This is a genomic window from Candidatus Caldatribacterium sp. SIUC1, from assembly GCF_051549785.1.
Classification (GTDB): Bacteria; Atribacterota; Atribacteria; order Atribacterales; family Caldatribacteriaceae; genus Caldatribacterium.
This window is the reverse complement of sequence record NZ_CP189974.1, coordinates 1,720,046-1,741,140: the sequence shown is the minus strand read 5'-3', so window position 1 is coordinate 1,741,140 and position 21,095 is coordinate 1,720,046. Positions and strand designations below refer to the sequence as shown.

The following is a 21,095-nucleotide window of genomic DNA, read 5'->3' as shown; positions in this document are numbered from 1 at the left end:
ATCACCTCTTTTTGGCATTGTATCCCTGCATCTTGTGCTCTGTAAAGGGAAGGGGGATAATTTCCCAGGGAGGTGGTGCTTTTGCTCTGCTGCGATTACCATATGCATACTCCACGCTGTGGCGATGCCTCCGGGACGTATGAGGAGTACGTGGAGAAAGCCCTGGAGCGCGGGCTTCGAGAAATTGGATTTTCCGGGCATTCCCCCCAGTATTTCCTCCCCAGGGAGCACCGGAAGAGGGAGTCGGCGATTCCTGAGGAAGAACTCGAGGAGTACATTCGGGAGGTGGAGGTTCTTCAGGAGAAATACCGGGGGGCTCTGGAGATTCGTGTGGGACTTGAAGTGGATTTCGTCCCGGGTCATGAGCGAGAGCTCGAGAAAATCGTTCACGCCTTCTCTTGGGACTATCTCCTCCTTTCAGTCCACTACCTGGGGGACTGGCCCTTTGACCATCCAAAGTACATTGGAAGGTACAGAGAGTGGGATATCAACGACCTTTTTACCACGTATTTTCGGGTGCTCAGGGAGGGAGTGGAAACGGGGTACTTCGACGCGGTGGCTCACTTCGATCTCCCCAAGAAATTCGGCTTTCGCCCTACCCAGGAGATTCCCGAAATGAACGAGGTGCTTCTTGCCTGCCAGAGGTATGGAGTGAGCCTTGAGCTCAACACTGCAGGCTGGCGAAGGCCGGTAGGAGAGGCTTACCCATCGCTAGATATCCTCATGCGGGCGAGGAACCTTGGGCTTTCGGTCTGTGTGGGGTCTGACGCCCACAGGCCTGAGGATGTGGGGAGGGACTTTGAGAAAGCAGAGGATCTCCTCGGTAGGGCCGGGTTTACCTCGGTAGTCCGTTTTACCAAGCGCCAGAAAATTCCTGTTGTTTTTCGAGAGTACACCTCATGCGGATGATTGCCGCTATGGCCATCCTCGCTGTGGGTGCGCCCTTTATGTACCTTTTTCTGGTCTCCCGTTTTCCCGATTCCTTCTTTGCCCGATACTTCATCTGGATGTGTTTGTTCTTGCTTTTGGGCATTTTCTTCACCCATCTTTTCCAGAGACGATAAACGTGGTATACTCGAGGTGGCTTGGAGAAAAAGAAAGCCTTCCGACTCAGTCGGAAGGCTTTCTTTTTTGGAGGATGGCATGAGTCGCATTGATGAGCTTTTGCGGGGTTTCCCGGTTATCGGGGCGCTTCGCAGCACCAACACAAAAGACCTCAGGGAAGAGGATCTCAGGTTCTGCCCGGTGTACTTTATCCTCGAAGGGGACATCTTTGAGGCCCGGAGAATTGTGGCCTTTGCGGATGACAGCGTGGCCTTTTTCCTGCACTTAGACCTTTTCGGAGGCATTGCTCCCGATGAGGCAGGGTTCCTCCTGCTTCGGGAACTTTTCCCCCGGGTGAGGGGCATCATTTCCACGCGAGCCCGAACACTCGCTCTTGCCCGGCGTATGGAATTCATGACCATCTTCCGCCTTTTTTGTATCGACAGTGAGTCTCTCCGGACGGGGCTCAAGGTGATCCAAGAGGTCGGACCTGACGCAGTGGAAATTCTTCCAGGGATTGTTTTTCCTAAGATCTGCAGATTTCTCCCCCTTGAGGGATTCCCTCCGGTTATCTGCGGGGGGTTCATCCGGACGCCAAAAGAAGTGCGGGAGATCTTGAAAAACGGTGCCCTTGCGGTGTCAACGAGTGCGAAAGACCTCTGGAGGATGAACGAAGCCCTGAAGGAATGCAGGCAGCGGTGAGAGAAGATGAAGGTGTACGATGTCGCCATTGTGGGCGGAGGCGTGGTGGGTTGTGCCATAGCGTGGTACCTTGCCCATTGTTCTCTGGACATCCTCCTCCTTGAGAAGCGGGAAGACGTTTGCTGTGGGGTCAGCAAGGCGAATACTGGTATCCTCCACTCTCGGAGTTACTGGACCCCGGGAACGCTGAAGGGAGAAATGCACCTTCGCTCTCTCTCCTGGTTTGAGAGAGCCTTTCGGGAACTCGGCCTTTCGCCTCTGCGGTGCGGGGCGCTGACGCTTGCCTTTTCCAGGGAGGAAGCCAGGTACCTTGAGGTGCTTAAAAAGCGGGGGGCGATTGCGGAAGCAGCCATCCTTTCGCCAAAGGAAGTTCTTGCGATTGAACCCCGGGTAAACCCTGAAATCCACGCCGGGTATTTTGACCCTGAGACCATGGTTGTTTCTCCTTTCGCTTTAACCATTGCTTTGGCGGAGGGTGCAGCCCTCAACGGGGTGGAGATTCGCTGTGGAAAAGAAGTCGTTGCTGCAGAGTCTTCGGGTCGGTTTCTGCGGATTTGCTGCGGCGATGGGACGGTCTACCACGCTCGCTTCCTTGTGAACTGCGCTGGCGCTTCTGCGGTTCGCCTCGCTCAAAACCTTGGAGATTCCCTGCCGCCACTTTCCTTTTTCCGGGGACAGTACTTTGTGCTCGATCGGGAATGTCAGGAATTCGTGCGCTGTGTGCTGTATCCGGTGCCCACAGAAAAGAGCAAGGGTATTCTTGTCGCTCCAACTCCGGAGGGTAATCTCCTTCTTGGGCCGAATTTCGAACCTACTCGGGGAGAGGACACTGCCACCACCAGAGAAGGCCTTCTTGAGGTTGAACGGGGGGTACGAAGGCTTGTCCCTGACGTTCCCCTTGACCGGGTGATCACGACGTTCTCCGGGGTACGACCAGCACTCCCCAAGCGGGACTTCCTCATTGCTTTTTCTCCCTCACTACCCTGTGTGCTCCACCTTGCCGGTATTGAGTCTCCGGGACTCACCGCGTGTTTCGGCATCGCCGAATACGTGGGTGAACTCCTTGCCAGGCGTGGTCTTCCTCTCCGGGAAAGGAGCGATTTTCGCTTTCGGGTTCCTTCCCGGGCCTTCCGGGAGTGCTCTCTTGAAGAACGGGAACGCCTGATCCGTGAAGATCCCGACTGGGGGAAGATTGTTTGTCGCTGTGAAGAGGTCACCCTTGCGGAAGTAAGGCGGGCACTCCGGGCAAATCCCCCCGCCCGAACCCTCGATGGACTCAAACGGCGAATTCGGGTTTTTGCCGGCCGATGCCAGGGAAGCTTCTGCGGCATGCACCTTCCCCGAATTCTGGAGAGCGAAGGCGGTATTCCCGTCCATGGCCTTCGAAAATCCGGCCCCGGTTCGTTCTATGTGCTCCAGAGGGATGAGGTGGCAACGTATGCCGAGGTCCATTGACGCAGAAGTTGTGGTCATTGGTGGAGGGCCGGCGGGGATGGCTGCCGCGCTCTCGGCATGGGAGCGGGGAGCACGGAGGGTGTTCCTCCTTGAACGAAACCCTCATCTTGGGGGAATTCTCAACCAGTGCATCCATCCCGGATTTGGACTCCGTCTTTTTGGAGAGGAGCTCACCGGTCCTGAGTACGCAGAGCGTTACATCGATGAGCTGGAGAAAACCAGGGTGGAAGTTCTCACCGACACCACTGTCCTTGAGGTTGGAGAGGACCGGCATGTGGTGGCTGTGAACCGGGAAGGGGTATGGATTTTCCACGCTCGGGCTGTGGTCTTTGCGGTGGGGTGCCGGGAACGAACCAGGGGGATGATTCGTCTTCCGGGGACACGGCCGGCGGGAATTTTCACCGCAGGGTGTGCCCAGTACCTGGTGAATATTGAGGGGTACCTTCCAGGGAAAAGAGCGGTGATTCTGGGATCAGGAGATATCGGCCTCATCATGGCTCGCCGGCTGACCCTTGAGGGTGTAAGAGTTGAGGCGGTGGTGGAAATTCGTCCCACCCTGAGCGGGCTTTTACGAAACTACGTTCAGTGTCTTCTGGATTTCCGGATTCCTCTCCTCCTCTCCCATACCGTTTTGGAGGTTCTTGGAAAAGAGCGGGTAGAGGGCGTTGTGGTGGGAAAGGTGGATGAGAAGGGAAACCCAGTGGGTGAGAAGCGTCTCCTCCCCTGTGATACGCTTTTGCTTTCCGTCGGTCTTGTCCCCGAGAGCGAGCTCCTCAAGAAATCCCGAATTCCCCTGTGTCCTTCAAGTGGTGGGCCCTTTGTGGACGAGGACTTTGCCTGTGATGTTCCGGGATTTTTCGCCTGCGGGAATGTCGTGGGTGTTTTCGACCTTGTCGACTACGTTACGGAGAGTGCGCTGCGAATCGGGCGGAGAATTGGGGAGGATGAAGGGCATACGCCACCTCGTTTTGTCCTTTCTCCCCGGGAGGGGGTGGCGGCACTATTCCCTCAGAGGATTCGAAGGGGGAAGGACGGTTTCCTCTACGTCCGGCCAAAGGAGGCCCTCAGGAAGGCTCGCCTTTCCCTCATCCACAACGGGAAGGAGTTCCATTCTCTTACCTTTCCTCTCTGTCGGCCAGGAGAAATGGTCCGTCTTGACCTTGGCCAGGTGTCCTGGCCAGAGGAAAAAGGGGAGGTGCAGGTTGTCCTCCGTGGAGAAAGACACGTTGACGTTTTCTGAAGTGTTCTGCATCGTGTGTCCTCTGGGATGCCGCATCGGGGTGGAACAGGGGTCGGATAACCTTATCCTTCGGAGTGGGTGTCCCCGGGGACAGGAGTATGCCCGGCAGGAGGTCACCTCTCCCTGTCGGGTGGTGACGACAACGGTTCGCATCCTGGGAGGAGAGATTCCCCGGCTCCCGGTACGGACTTCTGCGCCCTTCCCCAAAGAACGCATCTTCGAGCTCATGGAGTTCCTGCGTGCCCTTGAGGTCACTGCTCCTGTCCGGCGAGGGGAGGTCCTTGTGGAGAACCTCCTTGGAACCGGGGTGCATCTTGTGGCTACACGAACTATTCGCCGCCTGGAGAAGGGAGAGGAAGGCTCAGCGGGAGCCTGAGCTGGAGCATCCCGATTTTCATCTTGGCCACAGGGATGAGGGTGATTTCGTTTTTCTTTTCCGCAAGGTCCAGGACGAGCTGGTACACCTTAAGGGCCTCGATAACGTTGTCCTCTGCCTCGTAGATTGAACCGAGGAGATTCAGGGCGGTGAGGTTTTCTGGGTCTTTTTGCAGTACCCGGGCGATGCAGCCTTTCGCCTCTTCAAACATTCCTGCCCGGAAGTACCAGCCCGCCTCTTCGAGGAAGAAGTCCTCTTCCCTTTCATAAAGCGCTCGGGCACTCTGATGGAAGTGTTCGGCCTCACTGGTTTTACCGAGCTTCTCCGCGGCGATAGCAGCCACAACGTAGGGAGTTGGTCGCTCGGGGAATACCGCAAGAGCTTCCTGGCAGTGGGTGAGCACCTCCTCCCATGACTGGTTCTGCAGAGCCTGTTCTGCTAAAGTGAGGGCGTTGAGGTATTGTTGCTCTCTTGGGGGAAGGCGGAAGACGAAAAAGTATAAAGCCACAAGGACAAGAGCAACGCCTCCCAGGATGGTTGCGGTTCTTTTCAGGCGCTTCTTTCGCTCTTCCTCTACCTTTTTGTCCAGCCACCACCACCATCGTTCTTCGTTCGGTGTGGTTCGCTTTCGCTCTTCCTGCAGGTGTCTTCTTCCGACCACTTTCAAAAAGAGCGCAGCGTTTTTCTCCAGGAGGGCGTCGAAATTCCGTACTCTGATCCACTCGGGTTCAACCGATGCTCCTTGGGATTCGTAGAACCGCAACCACTCCTCGATGGCATCCCGGAGCGCGAGGAGGGTAACGCCTCTGTCCCTTTCATCCCTGAGGTTGGCGACCCTTTTCACGTAGCTTTCAATCCACTGCCGGACCTCATCGAGTTCGGGAATGCCCTGTCTTTTCACGCTGACCACCTCAGGTACATTGTACTTGATTCCTTTCCTTTTGAGTAGGATTGATGCGATTTGGAGCCACCTGGCGTTTCTGGGAGATCCTCAACGCCTTTTCTTGTGGTATACTTTTCCGGGAATTTTCCAGGGTTTTCCAGGTTGTAACTTTTCGCCATGAAGGTTGTTGCAGAGAACCGGAAAGCAAGGCACCTCTATGATATCCTGGAACGGCTTGAGGCAGGGATTGAGCTGAAGGGAACGGAGGTCAAGTCCCTGCGAAACCATGCTGTGAGCTTGGACCAGAGCTTCTGCCATGTTAAAGATGGCGAAATGTGGCTCCATAACATGCACATTGCTCCGTACCACTTCGGAAACGTTTTCAACCACGATCCCCGGAGGTCTCGGAAGCTCCTTTTGAAGAAGCGGGAAATCCTCCGCTGGGGATCTCTGGTGGAGCAAAAGGGCTTGACAATAGTTCCCCTGCGGGTGTACTTTAATGAGCGGGGAAAGGCAAAGGTTGAAATTGCGCTCGTCAAGCCCAAGAAGCTCTACGATCGCCGCAGGGAGCTCATGGAACGGGAAGAGAAACGAACCCTGGAACGTTTATTGAAATATAGGGCGTAAAGGTGTGGGGGCGTAAGGGTCTCGACAGGGCCAAGAGGAGTTGAAGAGGCGAGCCGAGGTCTCCACCGGGGCTCGTAAAAAAGGTGGAGCAACGACAAACGCCGACGCTCAGTTGGCACTCGCTGCGTAATTCGCACGCAGCACGCTCCTGGGCAGACCGCCTGCTATGCCCGGGTCGGCGCCAGATAGCGGGCTGGTTTCCGGGAGTCCTCAGGTACCGGAAACGAGAACTCACTGAGGAAGCGTACGGTTCATCCGGCCTCAGGGAGGAACTGTGCGCTCAGGAAAACTGAGGCTACGCTCGTAGGCTCTTCACTCTGTCGGGTTCTGGACGTGGGTTCGACTCCCACCGCCTCCACCAGTTTTATGCTGTCGTTCCCTTGTAAGCCTACCTCGGGGAGGGAAGCGCATGGAAATGCTCCATATTCGCTGGCAGAGACTTCTCGTTGACGGGGCAACGTGCCCTCGCTGTGCTTCCACAGAGGAGGAACTTGAGAAAGCCTGCGCGTTACTGGAACAGGTCCTTGTCCCTTTGGGTATCGGTGTTGTCCTTGAGAAAGAGGTCCTCTCGTGTGAAACTTTCCATGAAGACCCCCTGCAGTCAAATGCGATTTTTTTGAACGGCCGTCCTCTGGAAGAGTGGCTTGGAGCCTCAAGAGGTGAGAGTCCTTGCTACTGTGGTGTCTGCGGCCCGGTGGCTTGCCGTACCGTGGAAGCTGATGGCCGGGTTTATGAGGTTATCCCTGCTGAACTCATTGTGAGGGCAGCGCTCCTTGCGGTTTCCACGTCCCTTTCGGGATGTTCCCACTGTGGGCCTTCTTGTTGCTCTCCGGGGTAAGCGCTCATGGGGGGATGGCGACTTTTCACCATTTTCGGGAGTGCTTTCATTGTTGGTTTTTCTGGAGCGCTTATGCCTGGGCCTTTGCTGGCACTCGTCCTTTCAGGTGTTCCCCGTCTTGGGTTTCGGGCTGGTCCTCTCACCGTTGTGGGTCATGGCATTCTTGAAGCCGGTATGGTGGTGAGCCTCGTCCTTGGTTTTGGAAGGATTCTGGCGCTGCCCATTGCCCAGCGCTTCATTGGTGTTGTGGGAGGTGGGGTGCTCGTGTACCTTGGGGTGGGCATGCTTCGGGCCTTCCGGAATGTAACCATCTCTGAGGATCAGGGGAAGGAGAGGACCGGTCGGAACATGGTGCTCGGTGGGGTCCTAACGAGTATTTCCAACCCTTACTGGATCATGTGGTGGGCGACTGTAGGGCTTGCCATGCTCCTTTCGGCAAGCCAGGCACGACTCTGGGGTATCGTCATCTTCTTCCTCGGACATATCCTGGCGGATTTTGTATGGTACAGCGCCGTTTCCTTCACCCTCGACCGGGGGCGGGGCGTTCTCTCCGAACGGTTCTACAGGTTCCTGGTGGGTGTGTGCGGTGTGATGCTCCTTTTCTTTGGAGGGTACTTTGCCCTGGGGGTGATGTGAGGTGATTCGTCTTGTTTTTGCACCCGCACCATACCGCCATGAGGAGGTCACATACGTGTACTGGGAGTATGAGCTTGAGAGGCCCTATGAGCTCTACCTTATCCCCCTGAGGGCGCTCAACGTGTTCCTGGAGGAGGCACTCGCGCAAGAAAAAGAGTTCCCGGAAAACATTCGCATTTCCTTTGAGGATGGCCGCATCCGTGTGTGGACGCCTTTTGCAGCGTACTCGGAGTACCTCTTTGAACGTCTGGAGCGGCTTTTGAGAGACAGAGTTCGGGCTATTCTCGAAGAAATCATGTTCTGAGGATTACCGTAAAGAGAGGAAAAAGAGAAAGAACGTCCCCAGAAGAATCCGGTAGTACCCGAAAGATGCAAGCCCCTTCTCCCGCACAAGTTTGAGGAGTACAGTGCAGGAGAACAGACCACTTCCCAGAGCAGCAAAAAATCCGGGAAGGGCGCTTTTGAGAAGCACCATCCCTCCTGAAGCCTCCCGCAGAAGCACCAGGGCCGTTGCCCCACCAATGGTGGTGAGGGACAGAAGAAAGGAAAAGAGCACTGCCTCGCTTCTTTTGAGGCCCACACCGATCCCTCCAAGGATCGTAATGCCCGAGCGGGAAACCCCTGGAATCAGTGCCAGTGCCTGGAGAAGGCCGATGATTGCAGCATCTCTGATATCCATGGCCTCCAGGGTTTTTTCTCCTTCGCGCCGCACCAGAAGGAAGACAATCCCCACCCCAAGGAGAACGGCGCTCACGAGGAACAGGTTTTCCCGAAAAACGGTCTCCACTTTGTCTTCCAGGAGATACCCGAAAATTCCCGCCGGTATGGTGGCGACGAGGACTTTCAGGATGATTGAGGGTCGTCGCAGCACCCGCCCCGTGGAGGGGAGGAAGACCAGGAGAACGGCAAGCCATGTCCCGGTATGGAGCAGAACGTCAAGAGAGAGGTGAGCTTCACCCAGGGGGAAAAGGGTTCGGAGAAGGAGCAGGTGAGCCGATGAGGAGATGGGGAAAAATTCCGTGAATCCCTGGACAAGACCGAGAGCAAGGCTTTCCGCGATGCCCAATCTTATCACCCTTTCTTACAGGTGTTCTCTGATTGTAACAGAACGCTCTCCGTTTCGCCACCTTCTTTTCCCTACTTCTTTGGCCACGTGGGTTGGGGGTCTTGGTTGACACGGGGAGCATTTCCCGGTATCCTAATTGAGGGTTGCCCATGGGAGCGGCAAGATGCAAAGATCAGAGGAGAACGTCCATCTTCCCCTACCCGGGAAGATGGATTTTTTTGTGCCCATTTTCGGGAGGTGGGAAGGGTGTGGGTGCACCGGCATCTTCTGGGAATACGTCCTCTGACGAAAGGGGATATTCTCTTCATCCTTGAGCGGGCGGCACACTGGCGGGCGTTCCTCGAGACCTCCCCGAAGTTTGAGAGTGTCCTTTCAGGGTATTCCATGGTCTGCCTTTTCTTTGAACCCAGTACGAGAACCCGGATGTCCTTTGAGATGGCGGGAAAGCTTCTGGGCATGAACGTGCTGAATTTTGCTCTGGAGGGGAGTAGTCTGGAGAAGGGAGAGAGCTTTCGGGACACCGTTCGTACCATTGCCCGAATGAAGGCTGATGTTCTGGTGGTCCGGCACAGAGACAGCGGTATTCCGGAGTATCTGGCGAGTTTTCTCCCCTGCCATGTGGTGAACGCTGGTGATGGGATGCGGGAACATCCGACTCAGGCTCTCCTCGACCTTCTGGCCATACGGCAGGCTCTTGGGCGGGTTGAGGGTCTTCGGGTTGCCATCCTTGGAGACATCCTTCACAGCAGGGTCGCTCGCTCCCTTGCTTTGGCACTCGCGAAACTTGGGAACAGCGTGGTATTCTCAGGCCCTCCAACCCTTGTTCCTGAAAGCGTTCTCGCCCTTGGGGTGGAGCGGGTATTCCCGGTGGAGCGGGCAGTGGAGGAAGCCGATGTGGTGTATCTGCTCCGGATTCAGCGGGAGCGTCAGGAAGCAGGGTATTTTCCAAGCCTTCAAGAGTATGCCCGCTTTTTTGGTCTTGGGGAAGGACTTCTGGCAAGGATGAAGGAAGGAGCCTTCATCATGCATCCGGGTCCGGTGAATCGGGGGGTGGAGATCGGACACCGGTTTGTGGAACATGAGTACTCCCTTATTGAGGAGCAGGTCACCTGTGGAGTGGCGGTGCGGATGGCCGTGCTTGAAATCCTTCTTCGCGGGGAGAAGATGCCATGACGCGGAGAATTCTCATTCGGCGTGGGACTCTGGTCCTTCCGGACAGGCGAATGCTTGTGGATGGTGATGTGCTGATTGAGGGCGGAGTGATCGTTCGCGTCGGCAAGGGAATCTCTGACCCTCAGGCACAGAGCATCGATGCTTCGGGATTGTTGGTGGGTCCGGGTTTTGTGAACCTCCACGTGCATTTTCGCGAGCCGGGGCAGGAGCGTAAGGAGACCCTTGAGACCGGGGCAAGGGCTGCTGCCCGGGGTGGGTTCACCACGGTGCTCTGCATGCCCAACACCTCCCCTCCGCTCGACCATCCTCTCGTGGTTCAGGCACTGCGCCTCCGTGCCAGGGCTCTCCCCTTCACCAATATTCTCTTTGCAGGCGCCATCAGCCGGGGATGCCAGGGAAAGGAGATGTGCGATTACGGGCTTTTGAAGGAGGCGGGGGTTGTGGCTCTGAGTGACGATGGGGCAAGTGTAGAGAGTTCTCGGCTGCTCTATTTTGCCCTACAGTATGCCCGTTACTTCCACCTTCCTTTCATTCTCCACGAGGAGGACAACGAGCTCTCCCGGGAAGGGCACATGCACGAGGGAGAGGTGGCGTTCCTCCTTGGGTACAAGGGCATTCCACGGGTGGCTGAAGACAGTCGCCTTGCCCGGGATGTTCTCCTTGCCCTGGACACGGGTGCCCGGGTTCACTTCACCCATCTCTCAACGGAAAGGAGTGTTGCAATCCTCCGTCTCTTCAGAGGGCAGGCTCCATTGAGCGCCGATGTTACACCCCACCATCTTCTCCTCACTGCCGAGGATGTCCTGCGGTTTGGGTCCCTTGCCAAGGTGAAACCACCGCTTCGAGAGAAGCGGGATATCGAGGCGCTCAAGGCAGGCATTGCGGATGGTACCATCGACATCCTCGCCTCGGACCATGCTCCCCATGCCCCTGAGGATAAGGAAGGAAGCTTCCTCGATGCCGCTTTTGGGATCTCCAACCTCGAGATCACCGTTCCCCTCTATGTGAGGGCCCTTGTGGAGGATGGAGTTGTGGACTGGATTGAGCTGTGGCGGAAGTTGAGCTACAATCCTGCCAGGTTTCTGGGGCTCGAGAACAAAGGTGTTCTCGCTGAAGGGAAGGATGCGGACCTTACCGTTGTGGACCCGCAGACGGAGTGGGAAGTCGATGTGACCCAGTTTGAATCAAAGGGGAGAAACTGTCCTTTCCAGGGGTGGTCGCTCCGGGGCTGGCCAGTATACACCATCGTCGGGGGAAGGGTGGTTATGGCAGAAAGGAGCGTTGTTGATGGGGAGTTTTGCTGAACGAGTTGCAGAAAAGGTTGAACGCTCTGGGCCCCTTGTCGTTGGCCTGGACCCGCATTTTGACCTGCTCCCTCCTGTGCTCCTTGAGCAGTTCGCTCCTGGAGAAATGACCTTTGAGGGGCTTGCTGAGGCCGTTCTCGCTTTTGGGACCAGCATTCTCGAGGCTCTCGCAGGAGAGGTAGGCTTTGTGAAAATTCAAATGGCCTTTTACGAAGCCCTGGGGATTCCGGGGATGGTGGCGCTCTCCCGGACCATCCAGAGGGCGAAGGAACGGGGATTTCTTGTAATTCTTGATGGGAAAAGAAACGACATCGCAAGCAGTGCCGTGTGTTACGCTCAGGGGTACCTTTCTGAGATTACCGCAGGTGGAAAGAGTTTGCGCTCCTTCTGGGATGTCGACGCCCTGACGGTGAATCCTTATCTTGGGGAAGACAGCCTCCTCCCCTTCTTTGAGGAGGCTCGAAAGAGTGGGAAAGGGGTCTTTGTTCTTGCTCGAACGTCAAACCCCTCGGCCCCCTTCATCCAGGACGAAGGGCGAAAGGTACGGGTTTTCGAGAAGGTGGCTCTGCTTGTGGAAGATTGTGCCGGGAGATTTTTTGCGAACGGCCCTGTGAGTTCCTTCGGGATTGTTGTGGGGGCAACGTACCCTGAGGACCTCCAGTATCTCCGGGAACGCTTCCCCCGGCTGCTTTTCCTCATCCCCGGGGTTGGTGCCCAGGGAGGAGCGGTTGAGGCACTTCGCTTTGCCTTCCTCCCGGGAGGGTTGGGAGCACTGGTGAATGTTTCCCGGGATATTCTTTTTGCCTACAGGAAGCAGGGAAGGGAGAATGGGGAGGATTTCGCCGAGAGAGCTCGTGAAGAAGCCCTCAGGTATCAGAAGATGCTCCGGAGTCTTATGCCATGAGCCTTGCCCGGATATGCCGGAAAGAACGGTTGGGAGAACGGTTTGTGTGCTTTGAGCTTGAGGAAAGGAACATTGCCTCTCAAGCCAAGCCTGGCCAGTTCGTCATGGTGCGTCCTGGTTTTGGGGTTTTCGACCCCCTTCTTCCCCGTCCTTTTGCGGTACTCTCTGCGAACGTTGACCGTTTTTCCCTCCTTTTTGAGATTGTGGGGAAGGGTACAGAGCTCCTCTCTCACCTGGAGGTGGGGGATGTCGTTGAGGTGCTCGGACCTCTGGGACGGGGATTTTCCCTCGATGCGCATTCCGGGATCCTCATTGCTGGAGGGCGGGGGCTTGTGCCTCTTGTTTTTCTTGCCCGGGAGTTCAAAAAACGCGGTATCTCCTTCTCGTTCTTCCTGGGTGTTCGGGAACGAAAGGACCTGGCACTCCTTCGCCTCCTCGAGGACCTTCCGAGGGTTCTGTGGAGCTGCGAAGAGGCCGTGTCGGGTGGTTTCTGCGGCACGGTCCTTGACCTTGTGGGGAAGTGCCTTGAGAGAACCCTCTGGCAGGGGGCAAAGATTTACGCCTGTGGCCCTGAGGGGATGCTTCGAGAACTGGCAACGGTCTTTCCCGGGAAAGAGGAGGACATCGAAGTTGCCCTTGAGGCGAGAATGGGTTGCGGTTTTGGGGTTTGTCTTGGATGTGCCATTCCCCGAAGAGGTGGAGGGTACTGGCATGTGTGCAGTGACGGTCCGGTCTTCCGGCTCTCCGAGGTAGTGCTATGAATCTCTCGGTAACTCTGGGACGAATGACCCTGAAAAACCCGATTGTTCTTGCTTCCGGGACTTGTGGCTACGGGAGGGAGATTGCCCCTTACCTTGACCTCAACACTCCGGGAGCCATCACGGTAAAAGGGTTGAGCCTTTTCCCCTGGGAAGGAAATCCCCCACCCAGGCTCTTTGAAGTCCGAGCAGGGCTTTTGAATTCCATCGGCCTTGAGAACAAGGGAGTGGAGCGGTTTCTTCAAGAGGACCTGCCGTTTCTTGAAACGCTCGAAACCCGGATTTTTGTGAACATCTGGGGGAGAACGGTGGAAGAGTACGTTGCGGTGACCCGGAGGCTCGATGCCGCAGAGAGGATTGACGCCCTGGAGCTCAACGTTTCCTGCCCGAACGTCGAAAGGGGAGGTGCAAGCTTTCTCTCAGACCCTGAAACCCTTCGAGAACTCGTTGGACGGGTTCGGGAGGCGACCGGGAAGTTCCTCATCGTGAAGCTTGGTCCAACGATGCAAGACTGGGAGGTCACGGTGAGAATCCTTGAGGAAGAGGGGACAGAAGCCCTGAGCGTCACGAATTCTTTTCCCGCCATGGTTGTCGATGTTGAGCGGATGGATTTCGTCTTTGCCATGAAGTCCGCAGGGCTCTCCGGGCCCGCTATCAAGCCTTTAGCGCTAAAGATGGTCTACGACCTTGTGGGGATGACAGAGCTCCCCATCATCGGTATGGGGGGAATCATGACTGCCGAAGATGCTCTGGAGTTCCTCCTTGTGGGAGCACGGGCGGTGGGTGTGGGAACCGCGAATCTCGTGACTCCCTCTTCGGCGGCGGACATTCTTAAGGGAATAAAGGCGTACCTTCTCCGTAAAAATATGGAGAACGTTGAGGACCTCATAGGGAAGGTGAGGTGAATTCCTTGGATAAGGAGGCCATTCTTGACCTTTTCCGAAAAGCCGGGGCATTCCTTGAGGGACATTTCCTTCTGACTTCGGGACTCCACAGCCCGTACTACGTGGAGAAGTTCAAGCTTCTCCAGTATCCCCGGTACGTTGAACAGCTGGCCCAAGCCATTGCGGAACACTTCCAGGGAAAAAAAATCGACGTCGTTGTAGGTCCGGCGGTAGGAGGTATCGTACTTGCCTACGAGGTGGCCCGGGCCTTTGGAGTCCGCATGGCTTTCACCGAGAGGGAGGAGGGCAGGATGCGTTTCCGGCGGGACTTTACCCTTGGTGAGGGGGACAGGGTGCTCATTGTGGAGGATGTCGTCACCACAGGGGCTTCTCTTTCGGAGGTTATCGAGGCTGTTCGAGAGAAAGGATCGCCTATCGTAGGTATTGGCGTGCTTGTGGACCGGAGCGGTGGTCGGGTTTCGTTCCCCTATCCTTTCTTCCCCCTCCTGCAGATGGAAATCCCCGTGTATACGCCGGATGAGTGTCCCCTCTGTAAACAGAGCATTGCCTTGCAAAAGCGAGGAAGCCGGTACCTGAGCTGAACATGGCGGACTGGAAAGCGCTGCTTGACAACGAGTTCGACCTCTTTGAGCCTATAAGCCTTGCGCAGCGGCTGGTGCGCATTATGAGTGTTTCCCGAACTGAGGGTGAGGTGGAGATCGCCCGTTTCATCGCTAACTATTTCATCGATAACGGGATCCCGGTAGAATGGCAGGAGGTTGACGGGAAGCGGGCAAACCTCATCGCAGAAATCCAGGGAGCCTTGGGCGAAGGACCAGTGCTGCTTTTCAACGGGCACATGGACACGGTGCCTGTGGGGAGTGGCTGGACGTATCCCCCTCTGGGGGGGGAAATCGTGCAGAACCGCCTTTACGGGAGAGGGGCCTGTGACATGAAAGGGGCCCTTGCTGCCATGATGTATGCGGCGAAAATGGTGGCGCTCTTTGCCCACTCCCTCTACGGGAAACTCAAGGTGGTCTTCGTGGTGGACGAGGAGGAGGAGAACGCGGGCATCAGGGAATGGATGAGGGTGTACCGGATGCGGCGGGAAGTCGTGGACTACGCCATTGTGGGAGAACCCACGGGTCTCAACATCAGCCTGGGACATCGGGGTGTGGCGGCGTATCGTATTGAGGTTCGGGGGAAATCCTGCCACGCGGCGGTGGCGGAACGGGGGATCAACGCCGTGTACTATGCGGCCCTCATCGTCAGGGCCCTGGAGGAAAAGCGAAAGGAACTCTCCGCCTTTGGGGACCCTGATCTTGGGGCGCCGGCAGTGAGTGTGGGGAAGATTCTTGGGGGAGTGGCGCCCAACGTGGTGCCCGAGACCTGCCTTCTTGAGGTGGATGTGCGAACCCTCCCCTCTTTTTCTCTGGCGAGGATGGAAGAAGTTCTCCAGGAGGCTGTGGAGAGCGTGCGGGAAAGGGAAGGGGCGCCTTTCGAGTACTCGATCACCCAGTGTATTCCCCATCTCCCTCCGGCCAGAATCTCCAGGGACTCGGAACTCGTGGAATTCCTTTCCCGGTCCATCGCCGATGTCCCGGGAGAAGTTCCCACCTTCTCCCCCTTTCCTGCTTCCTGCGAGGCATCGTTTCTCGTCGAAGCAGGAATACCCACCCTGATTTTCGGCCCGGGAAGGATCGAGGAAGCCCACTCAGCCAACGAATTCGTCCCCGTGACCCAGATTGTCACTGCAGGGAGGGTTTACGCCCTTTTGGCTCTGCGCCTTCTGGGTGGAGAGTAAACCTCAGCTCCTCAGTGTTTTGGCCCATTCCCGACCGCGAATCTGCAGGGTCTTGGGGTGCCTCAAAAGAGTAGAGAAAGCCCGTTCTTTCCCTATCTTTGCCCCTTTGTCCTCAAGGATTCTCCTAAGGTGCGCTAAAGCCCTCTGCCCGCCAAGGGCCGCTTCGCTGACAAAAAGGTGAACTTTCTTGCCGCTCCAGCTAACATGTTCTATGAAGCTCAGGACCGGTGGAGCGATGTCAAACCCCCAGACCGGTCCCCCGAGGACAATCTCATCGAATTTCCCCAGGTCGGGGAAATCGGTGTGGATGGCGGGGAGCTCGCCCTTTTTGAAGCCCCTAAGGATCATCCCCGGGGTGGGGATGCGGTTTTTGACTTTTTTCAGGCGAATTTCCTCAAGTTGTGCGCCCAGTTCTCGGGCGATGCCCTCTGCCAGAGCCCTGGTTCTGCCACTGCGGGAGAAAACCACCACGATGCAACTGGCCACAGGTGCCACCCTCCTTCAGAGCCGGTAAATTTCCTCATCGCTCAGGAGCACGAACCCGTTCCGTTCAAGGACACTCTGGGCGTGAGGTTCATTTTCCACCTGAATGACGAGAACCGCGGTCTTCCCTTTCTCGATGACAAAGCCATAGGCGTCCTCGATGTTGATGCCGTTCTCGGCAAGGATTCTGGCTACTCTATGGAGGCCTCCAGGGACGTCTTCAAGCACCACGGCGATGACCTCCTGAAGGTAGGTAGGAAGACCGTGTTCTCGCAAGAGTTCAAAAGCCTTCTGGGGCTGGTCAGCAAGGATTTTCACCACCCCGAAGCCGTTAGCGCTGGAAATGGTGATGGCCCGAATGTTCACGCCTTCCTGGGCGAGAATACGGGCAATCTTCTCAATGCGCCCAGGCTTATTCTCCGCGAAAACCGAGACCTGATGCGCCATGCTGTCCCTCCTCTCTCAGAGCCTTCGAAAGTCGAAAACCCGCTGGGCCTTTCCTTCCTGGGTGGGGAGACTTCCGGGTTCCACGAGGACCACCTCAGGGGTGACGAGGATCTCGGCCCGGAGTTCATCCGCAATTCGCTCCCGCAGGCGTTCGAGTTTCTGGAGATCACCGAAGAAGAACTCGGGCTTGATCTCCACCTCCACACGCATCGTGTCTTCGTACTCTTTCCGTTCCAGGACAATGCGGTAATTCGTTCCTACCTCGGGGATGGTCATGAGGACCTTTTCAATCTGCATGGGGAAGATGTTCACACCCCGGAAGATGAACATGTCGTCGGTTCGCCCCTGGATTCTTGTGATTCTCCGGTGCGTTCTCCCGCATGGGCAGGGCTCGTCGATGAGTGCTGCAACGTCCCGTGTCCGGTAGCGGAGGATGGGCGTGGCATCCCGGAAGATGGTGGTGAGCACAATTTCTCCCAGTTCTCCCGGTGGGCAGGGTTCCAGAGTATCGGGGTTGACAATTTCCACGACGTAGTAGTCTTCCCAGATGTGCATGCCGTTCTGGTAGAGACACTCAAAGGCACCTCCCGGACCGTTCATCTCCGAGAGGCCATAAGAATTGTACGCTTTGGCACCGTAAATGTCCTCGATTCTCCGGCGGGTTTCTTCGCTATGAGGTTCGGCGCCAAGGAGGATGATGCGGAGGTTAAAGTCCCGTCGGGGGTCAAGCCCCTCTCCCCGGATGATGGCAGAAAGAAGCAGGGCGTAACTCGGGATGATGTGGATGACCGTGCTTTTGAAGTGCTTCAAAAACCATATCTGCCTTTTGCTGTTCCCGGCCCCGATGGGGATGGTGAGAGCACCAATGCGTTCTGCTCCGTAGTGCATTCCCAACCCCCCGGTGAAGAGCCCGTAGCTCATCATGTTCTGGAAGATGTCGTTTTTCCTCATCCCCACCATGTAGAGGCAGCGGGCTACCTGGTTCGTCCAGCGGTCCAGGTCGTCTTTCGTGTGGTAGACGACGGTAGGGGTACCAGTAGTTCCAGAAGAAGAGTGCAGGCGGACAACCTCTTCCAGGGGGACGGCGAGGAAGTCAAAGGGAAACCCCTGGCGGAGGTCTTCTTTGGTGGTGAAGGGAATATAGCGTAAATCCTCGGGGGTCTTAATCTTTTCAGGGTTGATACCCTCCCGGGCGAAGAGCCGCCGGTAAAAGGGAGTTCGCATGGCATTCTGCATGGTTCTCTGAAGCCGCTGTTTCTGGAGCTCATAGAGTTCCTCCCTCGGTAACGTCTCCACGTCTTTTTCCCAGTACAACTCCTGTACCCCCTCTCGGTCTTTTCCTCTTTTATAGCACAAAGCAACCTTTCTGGATACAGCGGTACAGAATTTCCGAAGGAGCTTGCTCCATTTTATGAGTTATGCTATTATTTCGATAGAATTAGTTAATGAAAGGAGGGAGGAACTGTGAGGGTCTCCACCCGACTCCGGTACGGTTTGCGGTTCCTCGCGCGGCTGGCAAAGAGTTCCGTGCCTCTGAAGGTACGGGAAGTGGCCGAGGAGGAGCACCTCTCGGCAGATTACCTCCGCCACATTGCTTTGACCCTTGAGGCCCGTGGCCTTGTACGGGGTATCCGAGGAAAAGAGGGTGGGTATGTTCTTGGACGTGCCCCTGAGGACATCACGCTCCTTGAAGTAGTTCAGGCCCTTGAGGGGCCGATTCACCCTGTGGAGTGCCTGGCAAATCCCTTGTACTGTTCTCTTATCACCTCCTGCAGCACCCGAAAGCTCTGGGAGGAGACGGCGGCGTGCCTTCGGGGGTTCTTTGCCTCGAAAACACTGAAGAGCCTGATTGAGGAAGGAGGAAACCCATGATCTACCTGGATTACAATGCCACCACACCCTGTGACCCGAGGGTCCTTGAAGCCATGCTCCCCTTTTTCCGGGAGCATTTTGGCAACCCCTCATCGCTCCACCGTTTTGGTCAAGAGGCCCGCCAAATGGTGGAAAAGGCACGCTCGGTTATCGCCCGTTCCATAGGGGCAAAGGAGGAGGAAATCGTCTTCACCTCTGGCGGGACGGAATCCAACAACCTCGCCATCCGGGGGATTGCCCAGGCGCTCAGGAAGAAGGGCAACCACCTGGTGACTTCTTCTATCGAGCACCATGCCGTGCTGAACGTTTTTCGGGCTCTGGAGAAAGAGGGCTTTGCGGTCACGTACCTTCCAGTCAATCGGGAAGGCCTCGTTCATCCCGAAGACCTCAGGAAAGCCCTTCGTCCCGAGACTACTCTCGTGTCCATCATGCATGCCAACAATGAGACGGGGGTCATTGAGCCGATTGAGGAACTCTCCCGCATCGTCCACGAGCATGGAGCGGTCTTCCACACCGATGCGGTTCAGACGGTTGGGAAGATTCCGATACAGGTGGATGCTCTCGACGTCGACCTCCTTTCGGCTTCGGCCCACAAGTTCTATGGTCCCAAAGGAGTGGGGTTTCTCTACATTCGAAAGGGTACCCGTCTTGTTCCCCAGATCCTCGGCGGGCATCACGAACGAGGTAGGAGAGCCGGAACAGAAAATGTTCCGGGTATTGTGGGGATGGCAAAGGCTTTGGAAATCGCTCAGGACGAGATGCACGAGGAGGCCAGGCGAGTCGGCACCCTGCGGGACCGACTCGAAGAAGAACTGCAGGCCCGGATTCCAGACATCGTCATCGTGAGCCGGGAAGCTCCCCGGCTCTACAACACAAGCCTTGTGCTCGTGGAGTACGTTGAAGGAGAGTCGCTGCTTTTAAATCTCGATTTCGAGGGTATCTGCGTTTCAAGCGGTTCTGCCTGTACCTCGAGTTCTCTTGAACCGTCCCATGTACTTTTAGCCTGTGGGTACCCCCATGCGCTCGCCCATGGTTCCATCCGGTTCAGCCTGGGGAAGTGGACGACAGAAGAAGAAATTTCCCGGGTGGTTACAGTATTTCCGGGAATAGTGGAGAAGCTCCGGGCGATTTCTCCTTTTGGGAAGGCGAGGTGAGACACGGTGTACACAGAGAAAGTCCTCGAGCATTTCCGAAATCCCCGGAATGTCGGAAGAATAGAGGATGCTGACGGGGTTGGGAAGGTCGGGAACCCTGTCTGTGGTGATGTCATGGTCGTGTACTTGAAGATCAGAGATGACCGCATCGAAGACGCGAAGTTCGAAACCTTTGGCTGTGGTGCGGCTATCGCCACATCGTCGATGGCTACTGAGCTCATCAAGGGGAAGACCATCGAAGAAGCCCTTGGGGTCACAAACAAGGCAGTGGCTGAGGCTCTAGGCGGTCTTCCACCCCATAAAATGCACTGTTCCGTTCTTGCTGAGGAGGCCATTCGGGCAGCCATTGAGGACTACCAGGCTAAGAGGCGAAGAAAATGAAAGACCGAACTTGCGAAGACATCCTTGACCTTCTTGAAAAGAAGGAGGATTGCACCGAAGAGGAACTGGCGTTACTCCTTCGCTGTGAAGAACCCCAGGTGGTGCACCGACTTTTCACCCTTGCCGATGCTAAGCGCCGGAAGTACGTAGGTGACGCGGTCCATATCCGGGGGCTTGTGGAATTCTCGAACTTCTGTCGCAGGAACTGCCTTTACTGTGGATTGCGGAAGGGAAACCGAAAGCTCAAGAGATACCGCATGTCCTGGGAGGAGATGTACGCGCTCTGTGAGCGTATTGCCCGTCTTGGGGTGAAGACCATCGTGCTGCAATCCGGCGAAGACCCGTGGTATGAGGCGAAGCCCTTCGCCGAGTTCGTCCACCGGGTGAAGAAACTCCAGGTGGCCATCACCCTGAGCGTGGGGGAGCGAGAACCTTGGGAGTACGCGCTCTGGAGAGACGCCGGGGCCGACCGTTATCTCCTCAAACAGGAGACCTTCGACCGGGACCTCTTTGCCCGTTTGCACCCCGATGACGACTATGATGCCCGTCTTGAATGTCAGAAGGTTCTGAAGGAACTGGGGTACCAGGTGGGAAGCGGGAATATGGTGGGGCTTCCGTATCAGACGCCGGAGGCCCTGGCCTTGGATATCAAGAAGTTCCAGGAGTGGGACTTCGATATGATTGGTATTGGGCCCTTCATTCCCCATCCGGACACGCCTCTGGGGCACTTCACCATGGACCCAGAAAAGAAGTGTCTGCTCACCCTCAAGGTCCTGGCGCTCACCAGGATTCTGACGAAAACCGCAAACCTCCCTGCCACCACGGCTTTGGGGACGCTTGTTCCCGGAGGACGGGAACGAGGGCTTCGCTGTGGTGCCAACGTCCTCATGCCCAACTTCACCCCCCATCCGTACCGGAGCCAGTACACCATTTATCCTGGGAAAATCTGTGTTCAGGAAGCGTGGGGAGGATGTCTCCCCTGCATGAAGGAGATGGTGACAAAACTTGGGCGGACCATTGCCACCGATTACGGAGACAGAGTCCGCCCCACTCGGTGAGGTCTG

26 protein-coding genes and 1 other RNA gene are annotated in these 21,095 nt (G+C 56.4%); 22 read left to right on the top strand and 5 right to left on the bottom strand.

The window, feature by feature from the left end; genetic code table 11:
- Positions 1-75 precede the first annotated feature (75 nt).
- From ACP6EK_RS09120 to ACP6EK_RS09095, 6 genes are all read left to right on the top strand, one after another.
- The gene (locus ACP6EK_RS09120; protein WP_438315619.1) at positions 76-909 is read left to right on the top strand and encodes a histidinol-phosphatase HisJ family protein; all 834 of its coding nucleotides are present in this window, start codon (positions 76-78) and stop codon (positions 907-909) included.
- The gene (locus ACP6EK_RS09115) at positions 900-1,064 is read left to right on the top strand and encodes a hypothetical protein (protein ID WP_438315616.1); all 165 of its coding nucleotides are present in this window, start codon (positions 900-902) and stop codon (positions 1,062-1,064) included. Before ACP6EK_RS09120 ends, ACP6EK_RS09115 begins: the two co-directional genes overlap by 10 nt.
- A gap of 79 nt (positions 1,065-1,143) precedes the next feature.
- On the top strand, positions 1,144-1,746 hold the full coding sequence (locus ACP6EK_RS09110; RefSeq protein ID WP_438315614.1) for a glycerol-3-phosphate responsive antiterminator: 603 nt from the start codon (positions 1,144-1,146) through the stop codon (positions 1,744-1,746).
- 6 nt (positions 1,747-1,752) lie between these two features.
- A complete protein-coding gene (locus ACP6EK_RS09105) occupies positions 1,753-3,201 on the top strand; it encodes an NAD(P)/FAD-dependent oxidoreductase (protein ID WP_438315611.1) in 1,449 nt (482 codons plus the stop codon).
- A complete protein-coding gene (locus ACP6EK_RS09100) occupies positions 3,185-4,441 on the top strand; it encodes an NAD(P)/FAD-dependent oxidoreductase (RefSeq protein ID WP_438315608.1) in 1,257 nt (418 codons plus the stop codon). The genes ACP6EK_RS09105 and ACP6EK_RS09100 overlap by 17 nt, the downstream gene beginning before the upstream one ends.
- On the top strand, positions 4,428-4,817 hold the full coding sequence (locus tag ACP6EK_RS09095) for a DUF1667 domain-containing protein (RefSeq protein ID WP_438315605.1): 390 nt from the start codon (positions 4,428-4,430) through the stop codon (positions 4,815-4,817). Before ACP6EK_RS09100 ends, ACP6EK_RS09095 begins: the two co-directional genes overlap by 14 nt.
- Here the strand turns inward: ACP6EK_RS09095 and ACP6EK_RS09090 are convergent.
- Entirely contained in the window at positions 4,771-5,718 is a 948-nt protein-coding gene (locus ACP6EK_RS09090; RefSeq protein WP_438315602.1) for a hypothetical protein, read from the bottom strand. The two genes, ACP6EK_RS09095 and ACP6EK_RS09090, sit on opposite strands and share 47 nt — an antisense overlap.
- 159 nt (positions 5,719-5,877) lie before the next feature.
- Between ACP6EK_RS09090 and smpB the strand changes: the two genes are divergently transcribed.
- The 5 genes from smpB to ACP6EK_RS09065 all read left to right on the top strand — a co-directional run bounded on the left by smpB (position 5,878) and on the right by ACP6EK_RS09065 (position 8,105).
- Positions 5,878-6,327, top strand: a complete 450-nt coding sequence (gene smpB, locus ACP6EK_RS09085) for an SsrA-binding protein SmpB (RefSeq protein ID WP_438315600.1) — start codon at positions 5,878-5,880, stop codon at positions 6,325-6,327.
- 6 nt (positions 6,328-6,333) lie between these two features.
- Positions 6,334-6,688: a transfer-messenger RNA gene (ssrA, locus tag ACP6EK_RS09080) on the top strand.
- A 48-nt stretch (positions 6,689-6,736) separates the two neighbouring features.
- On the top strand, positions 6,737-7,165 hold the full coding sequence (locus ACP6EK_RS09075; protein ID WP_438315597.1) for a DUF2703 domain-containing protein: 429 nt from the start codon (positions 6,737-6,739) through the stop codon (positions 7,163-7,165).
- A gap of 6 nt (positions 7,166-7,171) precedes the next feature.
- A complete protein-coding gene (locus tag ACP6EK_RS09070; protein WP_438315594.1) occupies positions 7,172-7,801 on the top strand; it encodes a LysE family transporter in 630 nt (209 codons plus the stop codon).
- A gap of 1 nt (position 7,802) precedes the next feature.
- Positions 7,803-8,105 (top strand): hypothetical protein, encoded by a 303-nt coding sequence (locus tag ACP6EK_RS09065; RefSeq protein WP_017873183.1) that lies wholly within the window; start codon positions 7,803-7,805, stop codon positions 8,103-8,105.
- A 3-nt stretch (positions 8,106-8,108) separates the two neighbouring features.
- Here the strand turns inward: ACP6EK_RS09065 and ACP6EK_RS09060 are convergent, their stop codons facing one another.
- A complete protein-coding gene (locus ACP6EK_RS09060) occupies positions 8,109-8,876 on the bottom strand; it encodes an undecaprenyl-diphosphate phosphatase (RefSeq protein ID WP_438315591.1) in 768 nt (255 codons plus the stop codon).
- Between the two features lie 237 nt (positions 8,877-9,113).
- On the opposite strand from ACP6EK_RS09060, the gene ACP6EK_RS09055 reads away from it, so the two are divergent.
- From ACP6EK_RS09055 to ACP6EK_RS09025, 7 genes are read left to right on the top strand one after another with little or no spacing between them, the layout of a single operon-like run.
- Positions 9,114-10,040 (top strand): aspartate carbamoyltransferase catalytic subunit, encoded by a 927-nt coding sequence (locus ACP6EK_RS09055; protein WP_438315588.1) that lies wholly within the window; start codon positions 9,114-9,116, stop codon positions 10,038-10,040.
- The gene (locus ACP6EK_RS09050) at positions 10,037-11,344 is read left to right on the top strand and encodes a dihydroorotase (protein ID WP_438315585.1); all 1,308 of its coding nucleotides are present in this window, start codon (positions 10,037-10,039) and stop codon (positions 11,342-11,344) included. The genes ACP6EK_RS09055 and ACP6EK_RS09050 overlap by 4 nt, the downstream gene beginning before the upstream one ends.
- Complete coding sequence (pyrF, locus tag ACP6EK_RS09045; protein ID WP_438315582.1) at positions 11,328-12,248, top strand: orotidine-5'-phosphate decarboxylase; 921 nt, start codon at positions 11,328-11,330, stop codon at positions 12,246-12,248. The genes ACP6EK_RS09050 and pyrF overlap by 17 nt, the downstream gene beginning before the upstream one ends.
- Entirely contained in the window at positions 12,245-13,009 is a 765-nt protein-coding gene (locus ACP6EK_RS09040) for a hypothetical protein (protein ID WP_438315579.1), read from the top strand. The genes pyrF and ACP6EK_RS09040 overlap by 4 nt, the downstream gene beginning before the upstream one ends.
- The gene (locus ACP6EK_RS09035; RefSeq protein WP_438315577.1) at positions 13,006-13,911 is read left to right on the top strand and encodes a dihydroorotate dehydrogenase; all 906 of its coding nucleotides are present in this window, start codon (positions 13,006-13,008) and stop codon (positions 13,909-13,911) included. The genes ACP6EK_RS09040 and ACP6EK_RS09035 overlap by 4 nt, the downstream gene beginning before the upstream one ends.
- A gap of 5 nt (positions 13,912-13,916) precedes the next feature.
- Positions 13,917-14,492, top strand: coding sequence for an orotate phosphoribosyltransferase (pyrE, locus tag ACP6EK_RS09030; protein WP_438315574.1), 576 nt, complete (start codon positions 13,917-13,919; stop codon positions 14,490-14,492).
- A 2-nt stretch (positions 14,493-14,494) separates the two neighbouring features.
- Positions 14,495-15,694, top strand: a complete 1,200-nt coding sequence (locus ACP6EK_RS09025) for a M20 family metallopeptidase (RefSeq protein WP_438315571.1) — start codon at positions 14,495-14,497, stop codon at positions 15,692-15,694.
- 3 nt (positions 15,695-15,697) lie between these two features.
- Here ACP6EK_RS09025 and ACP6EK_RS09020 read toward each other — a convergent pair whose 3' ends face one another.
- The 3 genes from ACP6EK_RS09020 to ACP6EK_RS09010 are packed head-to-tail and all read right to left on the bottom strand — an operon-like array spanning position 15,698 to position 17,938.
- Positions 15,698-16,180: a flavodoxin family protein gene (locus ACP6EK_RS09020; protein WP_438315568.1), complete on the bottom strand. Its 483-nt coding sequence runs from the start codon at positions 16,178-16,180 to the stop codon at positions 15,698-15,700.
- Between the two features lie 15 nt (positions 16,181-16,195).
- Positions 16,196-16,624 (bottom strand): ACT domain-containing protein, encoded by a 429-nt coding sequence (locus ACP6EK_RS09015; protein ID WP_438315565.1) that lies wholly within the window; start codon positions 16,622-16,624, stop codon positions 16,196-16,198.
- 15 nt (positions 16,625-16,639) lie between these two features.
- Positions 16,640-17,938, bottom strand: a complete 1,299-nt coding sequence (locus tag ACP6EK_RS09010; protein ID WP_438315563.1) for a phenylacetate--CoA ligase family protein — start codon at positions 17,936-17,938, stop codon at positions 16,640-16,642.
- A gap of 150 nt (positions 17,939-18,088) precedes the next feature.
- On the opposite strand from ACP6EK_RS09010, the gene ACP6EK_RS09005 reads away from it, so the two are divergent.
- From ACP6EK_RS09005 to hydE, 4 genes are read left to right on the top strand one after another with little or no spacing between them, the layout of a single operon-like run.
- A complete protein-coding gene (locus ACP6EK_RS09005) occupies positions 18,089-18,496 on the top strand; it encodes an RrF2 family transcriptional regulator (protein ID WP_438315560.1) in 408 nt (135 codons plus the stop codon).
- On the top strand, positions 18,493-19,650 hold the full coding sequence (gene nifS / locus ACP6EK_RS09000) for a cysteine desulfurase NifS (protein ID WP_438315558.1): 1,158 nt from the start codon (positions 18,493-18,495) through the stop codon (positions 19,648-19,650). The genes ACP6EK_RS09005 and nifS overlap by 4 nt, the downstream gene beginning before the upstream one ends.
- 6 nt (positions 19,651-19,656) lie before the next feature.
- The gene (nifU, locus tag ACP6EK_RS08995; RefSeq protein WP_438315555.1) at positions 19,657-20,031 is read left to right on the top strand and encodes a Fe-S cluster assembly scaffold protein NifU; all 375 of its coding nucleotides are present in this window, start codon (positions 19,657-19,659) and stop codon (positions 20,029-20,031) included.
- A complete protein-coding gene (gene hydE, locus ACP6EK_RS08990) occupies positions 20,028-21,089 on the top strand; it encodes a [FeFe] hydrogenase H-cluster radical SAM maturase HydE (RefSeq protein ID WP_438315552.1) in 1,062 nt (353 codons plus the stop codon). Before nifU ends, hydE begins: the two co-directional genes overlap by 4 nt.
- Positions 21,090-21,095 lie beyond the last annotated feature (6 nt).